Here is a 19289-nt window from a genome sequence, read left to right as displayed (position 1 = left end):
CTGCTGGTCTATCGCAGGGCTGGCTGGTTGGTGGCCTGACTGCGGGCGGCGTCAAGGGTTAATGTTTATGGCCGGGGGAGTCCTCTCCCCCCGCTATCACGATTTGCAAAGATTCAAGAGCGGAGCTCGTCATGGCTGAAGTAGTACTCAACAACGTTCGCAAGAACTACGATCCGGCGGTCCACAAGGACACCCTGCGTAACATCAACCTGGCCATCAAGGAGGGCGAGTTCATCGTCTTCGTCGGCCCGTCCGGTTGCGGCAAGTCCACCCTGCTGCGGATGATCGCGGGTCTGGAAGACATCACCAGCGGCGAGCTGACCATCGGCGGCCGTTACATGAACGACGTGCCGCCGGTGGAGCGCAACGTGGGCATGGTGTTCCAGTCCTACGCCCTCTACCCGCACATGAACATCTACGAGAACATGGCCTTCGGCCTCAAGCTCAAGAAGATGGACAAGGAGAACATCCACAAGCGGGTGATGCGTGCCGCCGATATTCTCGGCCTGGAGCCCCTGCTGGATCGCAAGCCCAAGGCACTCTCCGGCGGCCAACGCCAGCGGGTCGCCATCGGTCGTTCCATCGTCCAGCAGCCCCAGGTGTTTCTGTTTGACGAACCCTTGTCGAACCTGGATGCCGCGCTGCGGGTCAAGATGCGCATCGAGATCGCCAAGCTGCACAAGGAGCTCAACTCCACCATCATCTACGTGACCCACGATCAGGTGGAAGCCATGACTCTGGCCAACCGCATCGTGGTGCTGAGCCCGCTCAAGGGAGATGCCGAGTCCAACCTGGAACAGTTCGGCACGCCGCTCGAGCTCTATCACAACCCGGACAACAAGTTTGTGGCGGGCTTCATCGGCTCCCCCAAGATGAACTTCCTGGCGGGCGAGCTGCAGGAGATCGGGGAGCAGGAATGCCTGGTCAAGCTTACCTCCGGCGACATGGTGCGGGTACGGGTCGATGCCCGTCGCGGTGCCGTCGGCGACAAGGTGGAGCTGGGCATTCGTCCCGAGCACCTGGTGACCCTGGATCATCCCCATGCCCACAGCAAGGTGAGCGGGATCGTGCAGGTAGCAGAGCATCTGGGCGCCGAGTCCTTCGTCTATATGGATGTGAATGGCCACGACTTCACCGTCAAGGCGCACTCCGATATCGATGTGGCCACCGGTCAGCAGTACAGCGTCGGCATTCCGGCCGAGGCCTGCTACCTGTTCGATGCCAAGGAGCAAGCCTTCCCGCGCACGGCCAAATATATTCGCGCCTGATGGCGCAACGGTTTTTCGTCCTATTCAATGCCTTTTTGCCGGTCGCAAGACCGGCTTTTTATTGCCCGGCATTCGGGGTGCGGACGCTGGGTCTGGGTAGACCCTGAGCGCATATGGCGTCGCAGGACGCCGCCGGGGAGTCAGGGGCGGGGCGCTCGTGCTACACTGCCGCCCCCTTTGCCGGCAACAGGAGCAAACATGAAGAAAATGATGGAGATAGCGGGTCGTCAACTGGCCTACCTGGACGAGGGTCAGGGCCCGGTCCTGCTGTTTGGTCACAGCTATCTGTGGGACAGCGCCATGTGGGCGCCGCAGGTTGCCGCGCTCAAGGGGCAATATCGCTGCATAGTGCCCGAGCTGTGGGGCCACGGTGATTCCGACGTCTTGCCCGCGGGCCCCTGCACCCTGGGGACCCTGGCCAGGGATCATCTGGCCCTGCTCGATGCCCTCGGCGTCGACGACTTCGCGCTGGTGGGTCTCTCCATCGGCGGCATGTGGGGGGTCGAGCTGGCAAGGGCCGCGCCTGAGCGCCTCAAGGGACTGGTGCTGATGGACAGCTTCGTCGGCTGGGAGCCCCAGATCCCCTGCGAGCGTTATCTCGCCATGCTCGGCGCCATCGAGCAGGTCGGCAGCATCCCCGCGCCCATCATAGAGCAGGTGGCACCGCTGTTCTTCGCCCATCAGCCAGATGAGGCGCTGATGGAAGGCTTCAAGGCGCGGCTGGCCAGCTGGCCCGCAGACAAGGTGGCGAGCCTGGTGGCGGTGGGGCGCAGCTTCGTGAGCCGAGAAGACCGGATGGAGTGGCTGGAGGAGATCACGGTGCCGAGCCTGGTGATGACCGGCTGCGAGGACAAGGCGCGCCCGGTGCTGGAGGGTTACCTGATGGCCGAGACGCTGGCTTGTCCCTTCAAGGAGATCCCGGCGGCGGGCCATATCTCGACCCTGGAGAACCCGGCCTTCGTCAATCAGGCGCTGACAGAGTTTCTGGCCGGACTATAAGGCCGGGCAATCAGTGCTAGTCGCCAATGGATAACAAAGAAGGGAGCCTTGGGCTCCCTTCTTGTTGGTGGTGTTTCCTGTTATCGGTCTATCCGGTTACCAGATATAGCCTATCCCGAAACCGGCGTAGAGCTCCCCATCGTGCTGGACTATGGGGCTGTTGGCGATGTCGTTGTCATACAGCTCGTAGTTGGCGGCAAACATGCCGATCCAGTGGGGGCTGAAGCGGTAGCTGGTGATGATGGCTGCCATGGGGGAGAGGGTGGTGCCGGTGTCCCACTCGGCGCGCTGGGCGGTGGCCTCAGCGCCCGAGACACCGCCGAAGTAGTAGTTCGCCATCTTGTCGCTGCGGATCATCACCCCCATGCCGGGCATGATGAGCAGCTTGTCGCGAATGATGGGGAAGTCGGCCCACAGCAGCAGCTCCTGGCCGTTGCTGGTGCCGGTCACGTCCGTGCTGAGGCGGGTGCTGAGCAGGGCGTAGGGGGTGATGAGACTGGCGCCTATGCCCCCTTCGAGCTCCCATTCACGCTCTTCCATGCCCGCGAGCTCAGGGGCATCGTCGGGATCCAGGTTGCCGAAGCGGACCCGGCCATAGCCGTAGGCGGCAAAGTTGTCGTCCTTGTGGAAGTAGTAGCGGGCCCTGTCCCCGAGGAACATGAACTGATCGCCGAAGTAGACGGCGCCTGGCACCACCAGGGCGGTGTTGTCCTGGCCCTGGTAGCGCGCATCCCCGCCGATGGCGGCACCGCCCAGCACCAGCCCCTTGGGGACCGGACTGGTGGGACTGTCCTGCACGAAGACGTCGAGGGAGCCTAGATCGATCTCGGCCCGGGCGGTGGGGGCGAGTAGCAGAGCCAGCAGGCAGCCGAGGGGCGCATGGCGCAAGGCACGAAGAGGGGGCATGGACACATCCTTATTGATCAGGGGCCGGAGCTGGGGGGGCATAGAGTAGTGCTGATGATGCAGTCAGTGAAGCTTGTTTTTATTTTAAATTCAAGTCGATAGCAAGGTTGTGCCCTTTCTTTCTGCACCTTGGTGGAAGGTTGGCGCTAAGTGACTCTGTTTGCCATCTCGCCCTGGCCAGATGGATAAGAAAAGAGAGGCCGGAGCCTCTCATTTACATCAGCAGCAAGCCGCGGGATGAGGCGGCTCATCCCGTTTATCCCCATCAAGCCGTGGGGCGGGGCTGTTCATCCCGCTTGGGCCAGGCGTTGAGCACCGCCTTGACCAGGGTCGCCAGGGGAATGGCGAAGAAGACGCCCCAGAACCCCCACAGGCCGCCAAACACCAGCACGGCGATGATGATGGCGACCGGGTGCAGGTTGACCGCCTCCGAGAACAGCACGGGCACCAGCAGATTGCCGTCCAGCGCCTGAATGATCAGATAGGCCACCATCAACCAGGCGAAGTCGGGGGTCAGCCCCCACTGGAACAGGGCGACCATGGCGACGGGCACGCTGATGGCGACGAAGCCGATGTAGGGCACCAGCACCGAGAAACCGACCGCCACCGCCAGCAGTACAGAGTAGCGCAGCCCCATCAACGCGAAGGGAATGTAGGTGGCGATGCCGACGATCAGGATCTCGATCACCTTGCCGCGGATGTAGTTGATGATCTGGTCGTTCATCTCCACCCAGACCCGGTTGACCAGGGTGCGGTTGCGCGGCAGGAAGCGGCGCAGGCCCCCCATCAATACCGTCTTATCCTTGAGCATGAAGAACACCATCAGCGGCACCAGGATGACGTAGATGAGGATGGCGACCACGTTGATCAGGGAGCTCAGGGAGGCGCTCACCAGTTGTTCACCCCCGGTCAGGATACGCTGGCGGATGTTGTCTATGATGGTCTCGACCAGGCTGACGTCGATGATCTCGGGGTACTTCTCCGGCAGGGTGCGCACGTAGTCCTGGGCATGGTTGAGCATGGAGGGCGCCTCCTTGGCCAGGTTGATGCCCTGATTCACCAGGGTCGGGATCAGCCCGAGGAAGGCCATGGTGGTGAGCGCGATGAACAGCAGCAAGATCAGGCTGGTTGCCAGGGTGCGGGAGAGCCCGGCCCGTTGCAGCCGGCTGACCGGCCATTCCAGCAGATAGGCCATCACCAGCGCCACCAGCAGTGGCGCCAGCAGATCGCCGAACAGCCAGAGCACGGCGAAGCAAAATACCAGCAGCAGGAACAGGGTGACGGCATCGGGATCGGAAAAACGGGTCTGATACCAGCGCTTCAATACTTCTAACATCGAGGCTTCCTTAGATTACTGGGGTCATGTCCATCGCAATGACAGGGCCCCGACGACGGACTGCAAGGGAGATGGCTGGCATGGGCGTCAGGGTGAGGGCCCGGCCCCGACGACGATCCGCAAGGCGAGACGGCCATCTGACTCCTGCAACGGCAACACCTGATGACCCTGACGGCGCAACCAGGCCGGAATGTCCTGTCTGGAACCGGCATCCCCCAGTAGAATGAGCAGGGATTGACCTCGTTGGGCGCCGCGCAGCCAGAGTTTGAGCCGGATCAGGGGCTCGGGACAACGCCAGGGGGTCAGGTCGAGCTGTTCCCATTGGGGTTCCATACAAGGAAGGGTTCCATGGTGCGTGATGACCGTCATTATGGCCGTGATGGCACCGTGAAACAACGCTTGTGGGCCTTGATGGGCAAGGGTATTCTGCCCGAGCACTTTCTGATGGAGCTAGAGATAACGTGGCACGCTTTTCCCCCTTGATGGCATCATTTCCTTTGCTGATCTCTCTGATGAGCGCCACCTTTCATGCCCAGGCGAGTAATCAGCTGCCCGACATCGGCACCGCCGGGGTCGCGGCCCTGCCCATCGAGCAGGAGGTGCGCTATGGCAATGCCTTCATGCGGTTTGCGCGGGCCGGTCTGCCCATCATCGACGATCCCGTGCTCAGCGAGTACATCGACGATCTGGGTCAGCGACTGCTCACCAACGCCGACGGCGTGCGTTTCCCCTTTACCTTCTTCCTCATCAACGATCCCAGCATCAACGCGGCCGCCTTCCTCGGCGGGCGGGTCAAGGTGCACACGGGCCTGTTCCTCTACGCCGACAGCGAGAGCGAGCTGGCCTCGGTACTGGCCCACGAAATCACCCACGTGACTCAGCGCCACATCGCCCGTTACATGGAGGCGCAGGCCAGCAGCTCGGCCATGACCCTGGCGGGGCTGGTGGGCTCCATCGCGCTGGCGGTGATCAACCCCACCGCCGGCATCGCCGCCCTGCAGACCACGCTGGGCTTGTCCATGCAGTCGGCCATCAACTACACCCGTGACAACGAATACGAAGCGGATCGGATCGGCATGAAGACGCTCTATGACGCCGGCTTCGATCCCATGGGTATGGCGAACTTCTTCCAGAAGCTGGCGGCGGAGTATCGCTACGCCAGCAAGCCGCCCGAGATGCTGCTCACTCACCCCCTGCCCGAGACCCGGATCAGCGAAGCCCGCGCCCGTGCCAGCAGCTACGGCCAGCGGACTCTGCCCCCCAGCCTCGATTTCTGGCTGGCCAAGGTGCGCATCCAGGTGCGCTACGGCACCGAGAACCCGCAGGCGCTGCTCACCTACTTCGATAGCCGCTTGCAGAAGGGGGACTATCCCCTCAAAGACGCCGCCCTCTACGGCAAGGCGCTGGTCCTGCTGCAGCTCAAACGCACCGACGAGGCGGACAAGCTGATGCAGGAGCTGACGGCGCGCCATCCGGAAGACTTGTTCATGCTCGACGGCATGACCGACATCGATCTCGCCAAGGGACGCAACGCCCAGGCCATCTCCCGGCTGGAGCGCTTCCGCATCCGCATGCCGGACAACGAGGTGGTGGTGGTCAACCTCGGCAACGCCTATCTGGAGGGGGGCAACTACAAGAAGTCCATCGCCATCCTGGACCCTTATGCCCGCGAGCATGAAGAGAACAGCCTGGCCTGGAGTCTGCTTGCGGATGCCTATCGCAAGGCCGGCCGGATGACGGATCTGCACATGGCGCGGGCGGAGACCCTTTCCCTGCGCGGTGACTACCAGGCGGCCATCGACGAGCTGATCGTCGCGCGCGGCACCACCAGCGACAAGCTGACCCTGGCCCGCATCGAGGCACGGATCACCCAGCTGGAGCGTGCGAAGAAGGATCTGGACAGCCTGAAGGGCTAACTCGCCTATCAGCGACGAGACGGGGTGCCGAGAGGCGCCCCGTCTTGTTTTTTTGGATTCATATGCTGGTCTAGAAGTGTTCTATAGAGCTAGATGGCGTTAAATGATGCCTATGTAGCAGCTTGCGCTATTGTGGCGCCGTCAGTCTGGCCTTGAGATCCGCCAGTTTCTGCGCATCGAGCTCTCCTACCAGGGTCTCCCGCAACTTGCCCTCACCATCCAGCAGGTAGCTGGTGGGCAGCACCGTCGGTCTGGGGAAGGGGAGGCGGGTTTCATCATCGGGGATCATCAGCGGCACGGCGATCTGATACTGGCGCGCCAGGGCGGTCAGCTCGGCGGGGGAGGCGGGATCGTAGTTGATGGCGAGTACCCCAATCTGGCCTTCCCGGTGCAGCGCCGCCAGCAGCGGCATCTCCCGCAGGCAGGGGGCGCACCAAGGCGCGAAGTAGTTCACCAGCAGCGGCTTGCTGGCAAAATCGCTCAGGCTGACCGACTGGCCCGCGGCGTCGGTAAAACTGGGAGCCGGGGTGCAGCCCCCCAGCAGGCTGGCCACAATCAGCCAACAAATTCGTTTCATTTCCATTCCCCTCCTGCTTACCCTGCGCATCGGTTTCCCCTACAATAGCGCCATTTCTTGCCCCATCTTGCGAGCAATCAGGGAGTTACCATGAGCGAGACCCAAATTTACCACAATCCACGTTGTTCCAAGAGCCGTGAGACCCTGGCCCTGCTGGAGCAGCAGGGGATCGCCCCCGAGGTGGTGCTCTATCTGGAACAGGCGCCGAGCGAGGCGCAGATCCGCACCCTGCTGAACCAGCTCGGCTTTAGCGATCCGCGCCAGCTGATGCGCACCAAGGAGGATCTCTACAAGGAGCTGGGATTGGCCGAGCAAGCGGGTGATGCGCTGATCGCCGCCATGCACCAGCACCCCAAGCTCATCGAGCGCCCCATCGTCATCAAGAACGGCCAGGCCCGCATCGGTCGTCCGCCCGAGCTGGTACTGGAGATCCTCAAGTGAGCACCCGCTTCGCCCGTCTGCTGACCCTGGTCGGCTTCTTCGGCCTGCTGGTCTGGGTCATGCTGTGGCACCTGTGGCTCTCCCCCCACCCGGATCTCAATCCCTGGCTGTTGCCGGTGATCTGGACGGTGCCGCTGCTGTTCCCCCTCAAGGGCATAGTGCAGGGCAACCCCTACACCCACGCCTGGGGCAACTTCGTGCTGATGCCCTATTTCCTGCACGCCCTGACCCTGATCACAACGGATGAGGGTGAGCGGTGGCTGGCGGTGGTGGAGTTGGTGTTCACTACCCTCGCCTTCGTCGGCACCATCTATTACGCCCGCCTGCGCGGCCGTGAGCTGGGGCTCAGCATTCGCAAGAAGAAGGGCGAGGCGCAATAAGCCAGGCCTATCCTGACAAGACGCCCCGAGGGGCGTTTTTTTATGGGGCAGGGGGCTGGCGCCGCTCGGCCAGCTGCCGCTCGCTGAAGGCCATCAGCTCGGGGTAGAAGCGCAGAAAGCCCCGTTCGCTTGCCTGCCATGCCGGCGCGTCCAGGGTTGCGAGCGCCTCTCCCAGCGGGAGCGGGCGGCGCAGCCGATGGCCTATGCCGTTGAGGGCCCGGGTCAGTCCCTCCCGGCTTCGATAGGAGGCGATCCAGTCCTGCTCCGCCATCCGCTTGAGGGGCAGGGGTAACCCCTCCGGCAAGGAGGCGTCGTCTGCCAGCAAGCGGCCATAGCTCTCGCGCAGGAAGTGCGGAAGGGAAGGCTCGGCAAACTGCTGCCAATGCAGGCTGAGCCAGTGGTCGTAGAGCATGTCCACCAGGATGCCGCCAAAGCGGCGCCAGGGCTGCTCGAAGCGGGCGACGGCGGCCCTGTGCTCGGGATGGGCGTCGGTGAAGGCGTCTATCTTGCGGTGCAGCCAGATCCCCTCGTCGAAGGCGGGGCCCAGGGCGCTCGGCAGCGGCCCCTTGACGAAGTCCCCTAGCAGGTTGCCGGTGAGGGAGCTCTGGGTATGGGCGGCCAGATGCAGGTGAGCCAGGTAGTTCATGAAGGTGGATGAGGACCAGCAAGGGAGAATTGCTGCTGAGCCTAGCGGATCCGGCCGCCTTTGCCTATGGCGATCGAGCTCGCACGCTATTCATGAAAAGCTTTCACTGAGGCGCCAATGGTGGATTAATGGGGGCAGCCGTCTCTTTGGTGCCATTAACCGGATTGCGAGGAATAACCATGATGTTGACCCTGATCGAGGGTGCCGAACTCTACTGCCCAGCCTACCTGGGGCAGCAGGATCTGCTGGTGGCCGATGGCCGCATCGCCTGGATAGGCAAGGGGTTGACCGTGCCCGACGGCTGGCCGCTGACGCGGGTGGACGGTCGCGGCCGCTATCTGGTGCCCGGTCTGGTGGACCCCCTCGCCCATATCACCGGCGGCGGCGGGGAGGGCGGTTTCGCCTTTCGCACCCCCGAGCTCGCCGCCGAGGAGGCCCTCAAGGCGGGGGTCACCACCCTGGTAGCGGCGCTCGGTACCGACAGCCTGACCCGCTCGCCGGCCCAGGTGCTCGGCAAGGTGCGCGAATTTCGCGCCGCCGGGGTGAGCGCCTTCATGTACACCGGCTCCTATCACCTGCCGGTCAAGACCCTCACCGGCACGGTGGAGTCGGACATCATCTTGATCCCCGAGGTCTTGGGGGTGGGGGAGGTCGCCATCAGCGATCACAGATCCAGCGCGCCGACTCACCACGAGCTGGCCCGGTTGGTGAGCGAGGCGCGGGTGGCCGGCCTGCTCTCGGGCAAGAGCGGGGTCAGCTTCTTCCACCTGGGGGATGGCCGCGGGGCGCTGGCGCCGCTGCGAGCCCTGCGCGATGAGACCGATATCCCATTGCGCCAGCTCTATCCCACCCACTGCAACCGCAACCCCTGGTTGTTCGCCGAGGCCATCCATTGGGGCAAGGCGGGGGGCTGGGTCGATCTCACCACCTCGAGCTTCCCCGACTTGCTGGAGGATGGCGAACGGCTGGCCGCCGATGCACTGGTGGATCTGCTGGCCGCCGGGGTGCCCGCTGATCGCATCAGCTTCAGCTCGGATGCCAATGCCAGCCTGCCGCGCTTCGATGCCGAGGGGCGATTGATCGAGATGCGCTGCGGCCAGATCGGGAGCCTGTGGCAGGAGCTGGTGCAGGCCTGCGCCAAGGGAGTGGCGCTGGAGACAGCGCTGTCGGTGGTGACGGCTAATCCAGCCCGGGCGCTTGGTCTCGCTGGCAAGGGGAGCATAGGGGTGGGTCAGGATGCGGATCTGCTGCTGGTCGATCCCGATACCCTCGCCATCACGCGGGTGATGAGTGGGGGGCAGTGGCGGGCTTGAGGCCAGCAGTGGCTGAGAATGGTTCGGTAGTACAAAGAGGGTGATATCCCGACACGAAGAAGCCCGACCTCAAGGTCGGGCTTCTTTGTCTGAGTGGTGATGCTTAGATGGCCAGGAAGCCCAGGATCAGGATGGGGCCGAGCAGGCTCAGGATAAAGCCCGAGACGATGGCCACCGGCACCATCTGGATGCCACTTCCAGCTTGAACTCGGCAGTGAATGAGCGGCGTTGTTTTGCCATTGAACACCTTAGGTAACGGTGGCACCTAAAACGGTGTCCGGGATGATGAGACCACTGCACTCGTTCAGCCGCTGTACTGGGCGCGTGAGGATAATACTGTCTTCATCCCGTAGTTATGCAGCAAGTCACTGAAGAAACGCAATGCTTCCTCGGGGAGCAGGGGCGTGTCACCAGCGCTTGAGTCTGGGTTTTGAACTCATCCCAATGGGGCAGCCCACTCCCAGCGAGGCCTTCACGGCCGCTGCATCAAATTGTGTCGAGAGGGGCAACTTGACGTTGAACTTTACCTCGCTTTGTTCAACGGTCCAGTCTATGCCAGGCGGCCTGGAGCCAGATGTTGAGAGATTGCTGCGGGGGTAACAGATTGCCGAAGTCATGCCAGGGGGTTTGGCCGGTGTAGGCTATGGTCTCGATAAGGTGAGCCATATTCCCTCCAAATTACGTGATATGCAGGGAAAATCCTACGTATTCATGGCGGTGATATATATCTGTAATTATTTTAAATTATGGAGATTTTAAGAATAGCTAATTAGGATAATATTTTTACACGCTAAAAGGATAAAAACGGTGGAAAAAGTTCGCTGGTAAATTTAACCGTCAAAAAATATAACCCAAATGCCAATTGTTAGTGGTTGGTGATTCATTTGTTATTAGTATAGTTGGCTAGTCAATGTTAATAAAGATGAGAAGTATGCATGCTTTGCTTTTTATATTTCTGTTTCTAACCTTATCGATAGCGTCGGCTACTGAATTATCATCCTCAGATGAGGTAGACCTCAATGAGAGTCGCAAGCAGATCAGAGCTTTGCGCAAAGCTGAGCGGAATGCCACTATCCCGGCAGATGTACGCCCATCTATCACTCGGTCAAGTCAGTCAAACCAGCAGAGGCTGAATCGCAAGTGGGAACATGCATTACCTTTCTATGCGCAGAAGGCGATTGATCTTGGATTTGATTTACCTCTACCGTTCTCCTTTTCCATTGTGCCAACTTATATGCAACAGGGGATCGGTTTTTCCGGCTTGAAGCTGGCAATTCCCAGTCGTCCGGATATCGACTTTGACCGTTTAAATCTGGATGAGATCGATTTTGGTCATCCAGAAACCAATACCCAGACATGGCAACTGAAACTCAGCTCGTGGGTTCTACCGTTTATGCAGGTCGGCGTACATGCCGGGCGTTTTGATGGAAGCTCTGACCTGGAAGTCACCATCCCGGATTCGGTGTTTAATCATATTAAGCCGGGTATCAAGCCGATTCATTTTTCGCCAGATTTCTCAGGTTGGAATTATGGGGTAAGTACGAATTTTACCGCTGGTTTCGGTCAGTATTTTGGTGTTCTGCCGATCAGCTATACCAGGTCGGAAACTGATGATAAGCGAACCGAAAGTGAAGCTCTCCTGATTAGCCCACGAATTGGTCGTTCATTCCACCTCAACAATCTGGGGTTGGTCAGCCCTTTTGTTGGTTTTTCTTATATGAAAGTGAAGGGATTTACGCAGCAGTCTGATCCGTTTGGATACAATGTCGCTTACAGTATTTCTTCTGAAAACGAAAATGAATGGGCAGGTGTGGTTGGGCTGAACTGGAATCTGGCCCGCCATTACGGCGTAGTGACAGAGTTCAGTGTCGGTCCTGAACGAACCAGCATGGTCATGATGCTGGACTATCGATGGTAGGCAGAGCCATGATAGCCAAGATTTATTTATATTGGGCGGAGCTTCGACGGAACAATAACTCTAATGGTAGAGGTGTCTAACGGTTATATTATCCATCGTATGCTGATTATTCAGATTTATGAAATTCAATAGATTTCGTGATATGAAGGTGTCCGTATTTCTGAGTTGTAGTGGGAGGGGATGTTGAAAACAAATCGGTGTATATTGATTTTTATTATGTTAATGGTTGCAGGTTGCAGCAATTTAAATGATGAACAAAAGAGTATAAAGCAGCAGAACATTAATGACATGGCACGCGACACTATCACGCAGCTGCTCGAGCGGGATGAAAGACTCACTAAAGCGTTCGATGAATCGTTAGCTTATATGGTTGTCGACATGAAAGTAACAAAAATTCCTGCTGTTGGAGTAGGTGGCGGCGAGGGAGTGCTTTTCATGAAAGCAGAAAATAAACCCACTTTTTATCGTGTTCAGCGTTTTGATCTGGGCGCTGGTTGGGGGGCTCGTTCCTATAAGGCTTTAGTTTTAGTGTCGTCACCAAACATCATTGAAAAATTAAAAGAGGGTCTCTGGGTATTTGATATCGGCGGAGAGGCTTCCGCTGGCACTGCTGCTATGGCAGGCACATCGAGTGACATTATTCCTGAGTACTCTGTACATATCCTATCCGATGGTGGCGTGTCAGCTTCAATTACAGCAAGGGCAATCAGAATCAGTAAAAGTGACCTCAATTGAACAAGAATATGAGCTGAAGGCTCCCTTTAGAGAGGCACTACTGCTGGCCGCCGGGGTGCCCATGGATCGCATCAGCTTCAGCTCGGATGCTAACGCCAGCCTGCCGCGCTTCGATGCCGAGGGGCGATTGATCGAGATGCGCTGTGGCCAGATTGGTAGCCTGTGGCAGGAGCTGGTGCAGGCCTGCGCCAAGGGGGTGGCGCTGGAGACAGCGCTGTCGGTGGTGACGGCCAATCCGGCCCGGGCGCTTGGCCTCGCTGGCAAGGGGAATATCGGTATTGGCCTGGATGCGGATCTGCTGCTGATCTCTCCCGATACCCTCGCCATCACGCGGGTGATGAGTGGCGGTCAGTGGCGGGCTTGAGGCCAGCAGTGGCAGAGAATAGTCAGCTGGTGCAAAGACCCTGACATCCCGAAACGAAGAAGCCCGACCTCAAGGTCGGGCTTCTTCGTTTGAGAGGTGATGCTTAGATAGCCAGGAAGCCCAGGATCAGGATGGGGCCGAGCAGGCTCAGGATAAAGCCCGAGACGATGGCCACCGGCACCATCTGGATGCCACCGGACTTCTGGATCACCGGCAGGGTGAAATCCAGGGCGGTGGCTCCGCCGTAGCCGATGGCCGCGGAGGGGTGACGACGCATCAGCATCGGAATGATCATGATGGCGATGAGCTCGCGCCCCAGATCGTTGATGAAGGCCGCGGAGCCGAGCACGGGCCCCAGCTTGTCTGCCACCAGGATGCCGGAGAGGGAATACCAGCCGAAGCTGGAGGCCAGCGCCAGGGCGTGGTTCCAGGGCATGCCCAGCCATTGGGCCGCCAGCAGGCTGCCGAGCCAGCTGCTCAGGATCACGGTGAGGGCGATTTTCATGCCCCAGGGATTGAGCAGGACCTGGCGCAGCCGCATGCCGGAGTTGCGCATCTGGATGCCGATGAGCAGCAACAGCAGCATCAGCGCCCACTCGCTCAACTTGTCGATGGGCAGGGCGCGCAGATCGATCAGCAGCCCCAGCCCGACCCCGGCCAGCACCACGAAGCAGAGCTGCAGGGACTCCCACAACATGTGCAGCTTGTTCGGCTGCCTGGCATCGATGGCCTCGTGGGTCGGTGGGCTGCGCTTGTCCAGCCACCAGAGCGCCAGCAGATTGCAGAGGGTGATGGCGCCGAGCATGATGGCGGCCACCTCGAAGATCACCGTCAGGTTGCTGCCGAGGTTCTCCACATAGGCCAGCCCCAGCCCCATCAGGAACAGGATGAGGTAGACCATCTTGCCGAGAGACTGATTGACCAGCTTGATGAGCCGCTGGGAGGAGAGGGGGATCAGATAGCCGATACCTAGCGGCAGCAGGATCAGCAACACATTCAGCAACATTGGGGCCTCGATCACAAAACTGGGAAAAATGGCACCTTATCACGAGTTGTTGCGCAAGTGTCACATATCCGTGAGCTTGACATGGCCCACACGGGCCTTTTTTATCATATTGTTATATTTTTCGGATGGCGGCCCATCCTGACCATCCTCCGGCAAGGGGCGGTCATCATCAGTAAAATCAATTTCATTCACAAAAACTGACCGGCTGACTCGACAGAAAAGGATGAATAAAGTCGTTTTGAGCGACATCCGGTGTGGATGGCTGAATTTTCTTGCTACCAGTGCGTTCTGAGTATAAAAATGCGGTATCTCGGGGGCGTCTGAAATCGGGTTTTATGCAGACAAAGTGCTGAAAAATACCGATGAGACCAATAAAAATACAGATAAAACACCAAATACCTCGGTTCTGTATTGTTTTTTAACTACCTGAGTGATATTTTCGCTGAAGGTTGCCATCGGTTAACGTTTTGTTAAATGGACGATGGTTGAGTCACGCCCCAGCGGCGTCTAGGGACAGACAAGGTTGTAATGGATGAGCGACGTCGCCGCACTGGAAGTTCGTGAACTGCACAAGTATTTTGGCACCCACGAAGTGCTCAAGGGCATCGATATGACGGCCCACAAGGGGGATGTCATCTCCCTGATCGGCTCCTCAGGTTCGGGGAAGTCGACCTTTCTGCGCTGTATCAATCTGCTCGAAACCCCCTCCTCCGGCACCGTGGCCCTCCACGGCGAGCTCATTCGCATGAAATCCAACCGGGCCGGTGAACGGCAACCGGAGGACATGCGCCAGGTGGAGCGTATTCGCAGCCGGTTGGCCATGGTATTTCAAAGCTTCAACCTCTGGTCGCACATGACCATCATGCAAAACATCATCGAAGTGCCGATCCAGGTGCTGAAGGTGCCCCGCGCCGAGGCCATCGCCAAGGCGGAGCATCTGCTCAACCGGGTCGGTCTGTGGGAGCGGCGCGACTATTATCCCGGTCACCTCTCCGGCGGTCAGCAGCAGCGTGCGGCCATCGCCCGCGCCCTGGCGGTGGAGCCCGAGGTGATGCTGTTCGATGAACCCACCTCGGCGCTCGATCCCGAACTGGTGGGGGAGGTGCTCGGCCTGATGCGCGAGCTGGCCGAAGAGGGGCGCACCATGCTGGTGGTCACTCACGAGATGTCATTTGCCCGCGACGTGTCCAACAAGGTCATGTTCCTGCACCAGGGGCGAGTGGAGGAGGAGGGCAATCCCAAGGAGATCTTCGCCCATCCCAAGTCGGAACGATTCAAGCAATTCATCTCTTCCATCTACTGATGGGCGGGCTGTCTTTTAACCATCTTCATTTTCAACGATCGACGTGTTTATCAAGGAGAGATACATGAACAAGCTGATGCTGGCGACTGCCGTGGTGACTGCTCTGGCTTCCGGTAACCTGATGGCCAAGGAGTGGAAAGAGGTGCGGATCGGGGTCGAAGGGGCCTATCCTCCCTTCTCCTGGACCGAGCCGAGTGGCGAGGTGAAAGGCTTCGACATCGACATCGCCAACGCCCTGTGCGAGGAGATGAAGGTGAAATGTACCCTGATCAAGCAAGATTGGGACGGCATCATCCCGGCGCTGCTGTCACGCAAGTATGACGCCATCATCGCCACCATGGACATCACCGAAGAGCGCAAGAAGAAGGTGGACTTCACCCAGAAGTACCAGCACATTCCGGCCCGCTTCGCCGCCAAGAAAGGCACCGAGGTCAAGCTCGACAAGGCCTTCATGGATGGCAAAACCGTTGCCGTGCAGCGCGCCACCTCCATGGACACCTACATCACCGACAACTTCCCGAATGCCACCATCAAGCGTTATGGCACCGCCGATGAAGCCTATCTCGATCTGAAATCCGGTCGGGTGGACTATGTGATGGCCGACTCCGCCGCCATCAGCGATGGTCTGCTGAAGAAAGAGGGTGGCGATGCGTTCGAATTCGTCGGCCCGAAACTGACCGATCCCAAGTGGTTTGGCGAGGGTGCCGGCATTGCGGTACGCAAGGCTGACAAGGATCTGAAAGAGAAATTTAACGCCGCCATCCTGGCCCTGCGTGCCAATGGCAAGTACAAGGCCATCAACGACAAGTACTTCGACTTCGACGTTTACGGCGAATAACGAAAAGACGTTTACGGCAACAAATAGAGAGAAGACGTGTACGGCGAGCGCCGTAAGTTCGATTAGCCGCGAAGCGGCGTCACCGGACGATGCGTCATAGGGCCCGTTGCCTCCCGCCGGAAGTGACGGGCCTGCTTAATTGCAATGGAGCTGCATGTGGTTGATTTAAAAGAATATGGGGCCTCTTGTATTGGAGAGACGAACCCAGTCAGTTGTTGCAATGGAGCTGCCTATGTTTGATTTGAAAGGATACGAACACTCTCTGCTGGAGGGCGCCTGGGTCACCCTGGAGGTCGCGCTGGCCTCCCTGCTGCTGGCCCTGCTGCTCGGCATGCTGGGCGCGCTGGCCAAACTCTCCCCCTACAAATGGGCGCGCGGCATCGCCACCGCCTACACCACCGTCATTCGCGGCATCCCGGATCTGGTGCTGATGATGCTGCTGTTCTTCGGCGGTCAGGTGCTGATCAACAACCTCTGCACCTGGATCAACGAGAGCTACAACAACTACCTGCTGGCGAGCGATCCCAACCAGGAGTGGGTCTCGCTGCTGCCGGATTACATCGACATCAGCCCCTTCGCGGCCGGGGTCGCCACCATCGGCTTCATCTTCGGCGCCTACATGACCGAGACTTTCCGCGGCGCCATCCTGGCGGTGGACAAGGGAGAGCTCGAGGCGGCGCGCGCCTTCGGCATGAGAGCGACCCAGGTGTTTGTGCGGATCCTGTTCCCGCAGATGATGCGTCACGCTCTGCCGGGCTTTGGCAACAACTGGCTGGTGCTGCTCAAGACCACGGCGCTGGTCTCCATCATCGGGCTCGATGACATGGTGCGCAAAGCGTCCTTGGCGGCGGGTTCGACCCAGCAGCCCTTCACCTTCTACATGGCGGTGGCGCTTATCTTCCTGATCTTCACCGCGGTCTCTACTTCGGCGCTGAAATGGGCCGAGCGTCACTACGCGATCAAGACGAGGTAAGCCATGGATTTCTCAATCATTCTCAAAGAGTGGCCCACCTACTGGGAGGGGCTCTACACCACAGTACTGCTGGTGGCGGCGTCCCTCGTGCTCGGCCTGGCATTGGCCGTGCCCATGGGGATACTGCGCAATAGCCGCAACTGGCTGATCAAGGGGCCGATCTGGGCCTATATCTACTTCTTCCGTGGCACCCCGCTCTTGGTGCAGCTGTTCATCATCTACTACGGCGCCGCCCAGTGGGAGTGGCTCAAGAACAGCGCCGCCTGGGAGCTGTTCGCCCAGGCCTGGTTCTGCGCCCTGCTGGCGTTCACCCTCAACACCGGTGCCTACACCGCCGAGATCGTGCGTGGCGCCGTGCTGAACATGCCAAAGGGCCAGATCGAGGCGGCCAACGCCTTCGGCATGACCCGCTGGCAGACGCTCACGCGGATCATATTGCCGAACTCGTTTCGCCGTGCGCTGCCCGCCTACAGCAACGAGGTGATCTTCATGCTGCAGGGCTCGGCGGTGGCGGGGATCATCACCATCGTCGATCTCACCGGCGCGGCGCGGATCATCAACTCCCGCTACTACAGCCCGTTCGAGGCTTTCCTGACTGCGGGCCTGCTCTACATGCTGCTGACCTTCGTCATCGTCTGGCTGTTCAAGAAGTGGGAAGCCCGCTGGCACGCCCATTTGCGCCCCCGTACCGTGTAACCGGGTACGAAAAATCAGAGACAAAAAAGCCCGCAGTCGCGGGCTTTTTTGTGGGTGTTTTGTGGTTTGCGCTGCGCGGTCAACGCCCCAGATATTCCCGATCGAAGAAGGTGTTGACCCAGTGGGGGCGGTAGACGGCGAGCAGGGTCATGGCCATGCCGTTGAGCAGCGCCTCGGGGAAGAGCAGCAGCGGCCAGATGGAGAGGTAGTCTGCGCTGATCACCTGCCAGCTGTAGCGCTCATCCAGTCCCATCAGCAGGGCACTGGCGATCATCTTGACCGAGATGCTCAGCGCCCCGCCGAGGAAGGCGGCCACGAACAGATAGACGAACAGGTGGCGGGGCATCCAGGCCCAGCTCCCCAGGAACAACAGCCAGCTGGTGGCCACCGGCAAGCCTATGTCGATGAGTGCCTGCCAACCGAAGTCTGCCAGATTCGTGACGCCAAAATAGCCGAGGATCAGCAGGGTGAGGCAGGGGGCCAGCAGGGCGAGGCGCCAGCCCAGCAGCAGGGTCAGGCTGGTGAGGCCGAGAAAATGGATCTCCAGCCCTTCGTGCAGGCCGGCCCGCAGATACCAGAGCGGCACCAGTGCGATGGCGCCTCCCAAGCAGAGATGCTGATAGAGGGGGTTGTCATGCAGGGTTCGTAGCAGGGAGCCACGCAGGCTGAATGCGAGCAGCACCAGCCAGAGCAGGAGGGCGGCGACTTGTCCTTCAGTCATGGCATGTCCTTTGCGCGTTACCGATTGCGGGTGAACGATGGCCATCCTCGGGATGGCGCAGAAAAAGGGCTGACCCTGTTGGGTCAGCCCTTTTCTTCAATATTTGACGTTGGGGTGGTACTTGCCGAGGATGGCCTGGACCCTGTCCATGGTCTCCTTGCTGGGGGGCTTGATCCCGGTGAGATCATAATGATCGCCCAGCACATCCCACTTGTGTTTGCCAAGCTCGTGATAGGGCAGCAGCTCCACCTTCTCGACGCAGTCACCCAGCTCGGCGATGAACTGGCCGAGTCCCTCGGCGCTCTCGTCATCGTCGGACCAGGTGGGCACCACCACGTAGCGGATCCACATGGTCTGGCCCCTGGCCGCCAGGTAGCGCGCAAATTCCAGGGTGTATTTGTTGCTGACGTGGGTCAGCGGTATGTGCTTCTCATCGTTGATCTGCTTGATGTCGAGCAGCACCAGGTCGGTGTTGTCGAGCACCCTATCGAGCAGCTCGTCGTAGTGGCGCACGAAGCCGTTGGTATCGAGACAGGTGTGGATCCCCTGCGCCTGGCAGGCGGCGAACAACTCGGCGATGAACTCCTGCTGCAGCATGGCCTCCCCGCCGGAGGCAGTGACGCCGCCGCCTGAGGCATTCATGAAGTGGCGGTAGCTGGTGAGATCCTGCATCAGCTCGGGCACTGTGACCTCGCGGCCGCCCTGGGTGTCCCAGGTATCCCGGTTGTGGCAATACTTGCAGCGCATCAGGCAGCCCTGCATGAACACGATGAAGCGGATGCCGGGGCCATCGACGGTGCCGCAGGTCTCGATGGAATGGATCCGGCCAATGACTTCGGTATTGCTGGCGTCGCTAACGGTGGCGGCAGGGATCCGGGGATTAGCCACTTTCCTGTCGGCAGAGCCGCTGACTTCGACGGCAGGGATCCGGTTAATGATTGACATAGACGACT

Annotated in this window: 21 protein-coding genes and 1 pseudogene; 13 read left to right on the top strand and 9 right to left on the bottom strand. The window is 59.8% G+C overall.

The window, feature by feature from the left end; translation table 11 throughout:
- The first annotated feature begins 131 nt into the window (after window positions 1-131).
- Window positions 132-1268 carry an ABC transporter ATP-binding protein gene (locus tag BN1124_RS10735; RefSeq protein WP_042641755.1) on the top strand — a complete coding sequence of 379 codons (1137 nt, stop codon included), beginning with the start codon at window positions 132-134 and terminating at the stop codon, window positions 1266-1268.
- Window positions 1269-1466: 198 nt separating this feature from the next.
- A complete protein-coding gene (locus tag BN1124_RS10730; RefSeq protein WP_042641753.1) occupies window positions 1467-2267 on the top strand; it encodes an alpha/beta fold hydrolase in 801 nt (266 codons plus the stop codon).
- A gap of 96 nt (window positions 2268-2363) precedes the next feature.
- Here BN1124_RS10730 and BN1124_RS10725 read toward each other — a convergent pair whose 3' ends face one another.
- From BN1124_RS10725 to BN1124_RS10715, 3 genes are all read right to left on the bottom strand, one after another.
- Window positions 2364-3173, bottom strand: coding sequence for a MipA/OmpV family protein (locus BN1124_RS10725; protein ID WP_042641751.1), 810 nt, complete (start codon window positions 3171-3173; stop codon window positions 2364-2366).
- Window positions 3174-3438: 265 nt separating this feature from the next.
- Window positions 3439-4509, bottom strand: a complete 1071-nt coding sequence (locus BN1124_RS10720; protein WP_042641749.1) for an AI-2E family transporter — start codon at window positions 4507-4509, stop codon at window positions 3439-3441.
- Window positions 4510-4596: 87 nt separating this feature from the next.
- A complete protein-coding gene (locus BN1124_RS10715) occupies window positions 4597-4842 on the bottom strand; it encodes a sulfurtransferase TusA family protein (protein ID WP_042641747.1) in 246 nt (81 codons plus the stop codon).
- 128 nt (window positions 4843-4970) lie between these two features.
- On the opposite strand from BN1124_RS10715, the gene bepA reads away from it, so the two are divergent.
- The gene (bepA, locus tag BN1124_RS10710; protein ID WP_378052342.1) at window positions 4971-6425 is read left to right on the top strand and encodes a beta-barrel assembly-enhancing protease; all 1455 of its coding nucleotides are present in this window, start codon (window positions 4971-4973) and stop codon (window positions 6423-6425) included.
- Window positions 6426-6552: 127 nt separating this feature from the next.
- Here the strand turns inward: bepA and BN1124_RS10705 are convergent, their stop codons facing one another.
- Entirely contained in the window at window positions 6553-7032 is a 480-nt protein-coding gene (locus tag BN1124_RS10705; RefSeq protein ID WP_042641743.1) for a TlpA disulfide reductase family protein, read from the bottom strand.
- Window positions 7033-7092: 60 nt separating this feature from the next.
- Between BN1124_RS10705 and arsC the strand changes: the two genes are divergently transcribed.
- Window positions 7093-7443: an arsenate reductase (glutaredoxin) gene (arsC, locus tag BN1124_RS10700; protein ID WP_042641741.1), complete on the top strand. Its 351-nt coding sequence runs from the start codon at window positions 7093-7095 to the stop codon at window positions 7441-7443.
- Window positions 7440-7823 (top strand): DUF2069 domain-containing protein, encoded by a 384-nt coding sequence (locus tag BN1124_RS10695; protein WP_042641739.1) that lies wholly within the window; start codon window positions 7440-7442, stop codon window positions 7821-7823. Before arsC ends, BN1124_RS10695 begins: the two co-directional genes overlap by 4 nt.
- A gap of 40 nt (window positions 7824-7863) precedes the next feature.
- Here BN1124_RS10695 and BN1124_RS10690 read toward each other — a convergent pair whose 3' ends face one another.
- Window positions 7864-8469, bottom strand: coding sequence for an acyl carrier protein phosphodiesterase (locus BN1124_RS10690; RefSeq protein ID WP_042641737.1), 606 nt, complete (start codon window positions 8467-8469; stop codon window positions 7864-7866).
- A 182-nt stretch (window positions 8470-8651) separates the two neighbouring features.
- On the opposite strand from BN1124_RS10690, the gene iadA reads away from it, so the two are divergent.
- Entirely contained in the window at window positions 8652-9782 is a 1131-nt protein-coding gene (gene iadA / locus BN1124_RS10685) for a beta-aspartyl-peptidase (RefSeq protein WP_042642337.1), read from the top strand.
- A 103-nt stretch (window positions 9783-9885) separates the two neighbouring features.
- Here the strand turns inward: iadA and BN1124_RS21275 are convergent, their stop codons facing one another.
- A complete protein-coding gene (locus BN1124_RS21275; protein WP_156128263.1) occupies window positions 9886-10047 on the bottom strand; it encodes a hypothetical protein in 162 nt (53 codons plus the stop codon).
- A gap of 666 nt (window positions 10048-10713) precedes the next feature.
- Here BN1124_RS21275 and BN1124_RS10680 point away from each other — a divergent pair.
- The 3 genes and pseudogenes from BN1124_RS10680 to BN1124_RS10670 all read left to right on the top strand — a co-directional run.
- A complete protein-coding gene (locus BN1124_RS10680; RefSeq protein ID WP_042641735.1) occupies window positions 10714-11700 on the top strand; it encodes a hypothetical protein in 987 nt (328 codons plus the stop codon).
- Window positions 11701-11880: 180 nt separating this feature from the next.
- A complete protein-coding gene (locus BN1124_RS21270) occupies window positions 11881-12435 on the top strand; it encodes a lipid-binding SYLF domain-containing protein (protein WP_156128261.1) in 555 nt (184 codons plus the stop codon).
- 37 nt (window positions 12436-12472) lie between these two features.
- A pseudogene (locus tag BN1124_RS10670) lies at window positions 12473-12799 on the top strand (amidohydrolase family protein); the annotation flags it as partial.
- A 103-nt stretch (window positions 12800-12902) separates the two neighbouring features.
- Here BN1124_RS10670 and BN1124_RS10665 read toward each other — a convergent pair.
- Window positions 12903-13805 (bottom strand): LysO family transporter, encoded by a 903-nt coding sequence (locus tag BN1124_RS10665; RefSeq protein ID WP_042641730.1) that lies wholly within the window; start codon window positions 13803-13805, stop codon window positions 12903-12905.
- A 532-nt stretch (window positions 13806-14337) separates the two neighbouring features.
- Between BN1124_RS10665 and BN1124_RS10660 the strand changes: the two genes are divergently transcribed.
- The 4 genes from BN1124_RS10660 to BN1124_RS10645 all read left to right on the top strand — a co-directional run bounded on the left by BN1124_RS10660 (window position 14338) and on the right by BN1124_RS10645 (window position 17615).
- The gene (locus BN1124_RS10660; RefSeq protein ID WP_042641728.1) at window positions 14338-15108 is read left to right on the top strand and encodes an ABC transporter ATP-binding protein; all 771 of its coding nucleotides are present in this window, start codon (window positions 14338-14340) and stop codon (window positions 15106-15108) included.
- A 64-nt stretch (window positions 15109-15172) separates the two neighbouring features.
- Window positions 15173-15946 carry an ABC transporter substrate-binding protein gene (locus tag BN1124_RS10655; RefSeq protein WP_042641726.1) on the top strand — a complete coding sequence of 258 codons (774 nt, stop codon included), beginning with the start codon at window positions 15173-15175 and terminating at the stop codon, window positions 15944-15946.
- Window positions 15947-16178: 232 nt separating this feature from the next.
- Entirely contained in the window at window positions 16179-16919 is a 741-nt protein-coding gene (locus BN1124_RS10650) for an ABC transporter permease (protein ID WP_042641723.1), read from the top strand.
- A 3-nt stretch (window positions 16920-16922) separates the two neighbouring features.
- Window positions 16923-17615 carry an ABC transporter permease gene (locus BN1124_RS10645; protein WP_042641721.1) on the top strand — a complete coding sequence of 231 codons (693 nt, stop codon included), beginning with the start codon at window positions 16923-16925 and terminating at the stop codon, window positions 17613-17615.
- A gap of 79 nt (window positions 17616-17694) precedes the next feature.
- Here the strand turns inward: BN1124_RS10645 and BN1124_RS10640 are convergent, their stop codons facing one another.
- Both BN1124_RS10640 and pflA read right to left on the bottom strand, forming a co-directional pair.
- Window positions 17695-18336: an energy-coupling factor ABC transporter permease gene (locus BN1124_RS10640; RefSeq protein WP_042641718.1), complete on the bottom strand. Its 642-nt coding sequence runs from the start codon at window positions 18334-18336 to the stop codon at window positions 17695-17697.
- 96 nt (window positions 18337-18432) lie between these two features.
- Window positions 18433-19281: a pyruvate formate lyase 1-activating protein gene (pflA, locus tag BN1124_RS10635; RefSeq protein ID WP_156128259.1), complete on the bottom strand. Its 849-nt coding sequence runs from the start codon at window positions 19279-19281 to the stop codon at window positions 18433-18435.
- Between the last annotated feature and the right edge of the window lie 8 nt (window positions 19282-19289).

The sequence above is a fragment of the Aeromonas eucrenophila genome (assembly GCF_000819865.1).
Taxonomy (GTDB): Bacteria; Pseudomonadota; Gammaproteobacteria; order Enterobacterales; family Aeromonadaceae; genus Aeromonas; species Aeromonas eucrenophila.
The sequence above is the reverse complement of the archived record's forward strand: the minus strand, read 5'-3'. Positions and strand labels throughout refer to the sequence as shown.

Bases quoted from the DNA above. Each gene is read 5' to 3' on its own strand.
- BN1124_RS10735 (WP_042641755.1), top strand. From the start codon at position 132: ATGGCTGAAGTAGTACTCAACAACGTTCGCAAGAACTACGATCCGGCG.
- BN1124_RS10730 (WP_042641753.1), top strand. From the start codon at position 1,467: ATGAAGAAAATGATGGAGATAGCGGGTCGTCAACTGGCCTACCTGGAC.
- BN1124_RS10725 (WP_042641751.1), bottom strand. From the start codon at position 3,173: ATGCCCCCTCTTCGTGCCTTGCGCCATGCGCCCCTCGGCTGCCTGCTG.
- BN1124_RS10720 (WP_042641749.1), bottom strand. From the start codon at position 4,509: ATGTTAGAAGTATTGAAGCGCTGGTATCAGACCCGTTTTTCCGATCCC.
- BN1124_RS10715 (WP_042641747.1), bottom strand. From the start codon at position 4,842: ATGGAACCCCAATGGGAACAGCTCGACCTGACCCCCTGGCGTTGTCCC.
- BN1124_RS10705 (WP_042641743.1), bottom strand. From the start codon at position 7,032: ATGCGCAGGGTAAGCAGGAGGGGAATGGAAATGAAACGAATTTGTTGG.
- arsC (WP_042641741.1), top strand. From the start codon at position 7,093: ATGAGCGAGACCCAAATTTACCACAATCCACGTTGTTCCAAGAGCCGT.
- BN1124_RS10690 (WP_042641737.1), bottom strand. From the start codon at position 8,469: ATGAACTACCTGGCTCACCTGCATCTGGCCGCCCATACCCAGAGCTCC.
- iadA (WP_042642337.1), top strand. From the start codon at position 8,652: ATGTTGACCCTGATCGAGGGTGCCGAACTCTACTGCCCAGCCTACCTG.
- BN1124_RS10680 (WP_042641735.1), top strand. From the start codon at position 10,714: ATGCATGCTTTGCTTTTTATATTTCTGTTTCTAACCTTATCGATAGCG.
- BN1124_RS21270 (WP_156128261.1), top strand. From the start codon at position 11,881: ATGTTGAAAACAAATCGGTGTATATTGATTTTTATTATGTTAATGGTT.
- BN1124_RS10665 (WP_042641730.1), bottom strand. From the start codon at position 13,805: ATGTTGCTGAATGTGTTGCTGATCCTGCTGCCGCTAGGTATCGGCTAT.
- BN1124_RS10660 (WP_042641728.1), top strand. From the start codon at position 14,338: ATGAGCGACGTCGCCGCACTGGAAGTTCGTGAACTGCACAAGTATTTT.
- BN1124_RS10655 (WP_042641726.1), top strand. From the start codon at position 15,173: ATGAACAAGCTGATGCTGGCGACTGCCGTGGTGACTGCTCTGGCTTCC.
- BN1124_RS10650 (WP_042641723.1), top strand. From the start codon at position 16,179: ATGTTTGATTTGAAAGGATACGAACACTCTCTGCTGGAGGGCGCCTGG.
- BN1124_RS10645 (WP_042641721.1), top strand. From the start codon at position 16,923: ATGGATTTCTCAATCATTCTCAAAGAGTGGCCCACCTACTGGGAGGGG.
- BN1124_RS10640 (WP_042641718.1), bottom strand. From the start codon at position 18,336: ATGACTGAAGGACAAGTCGCCGCCCTCCTGCTCTGGCTGGTGCTGCTC.
- pflA (WP_156128259.1), bottom strand. From the start codon at position 19,281: ATGTCAATCATTAACCGGATCCCTGCCGTCGAAGTCAGCGGCTCTGCC.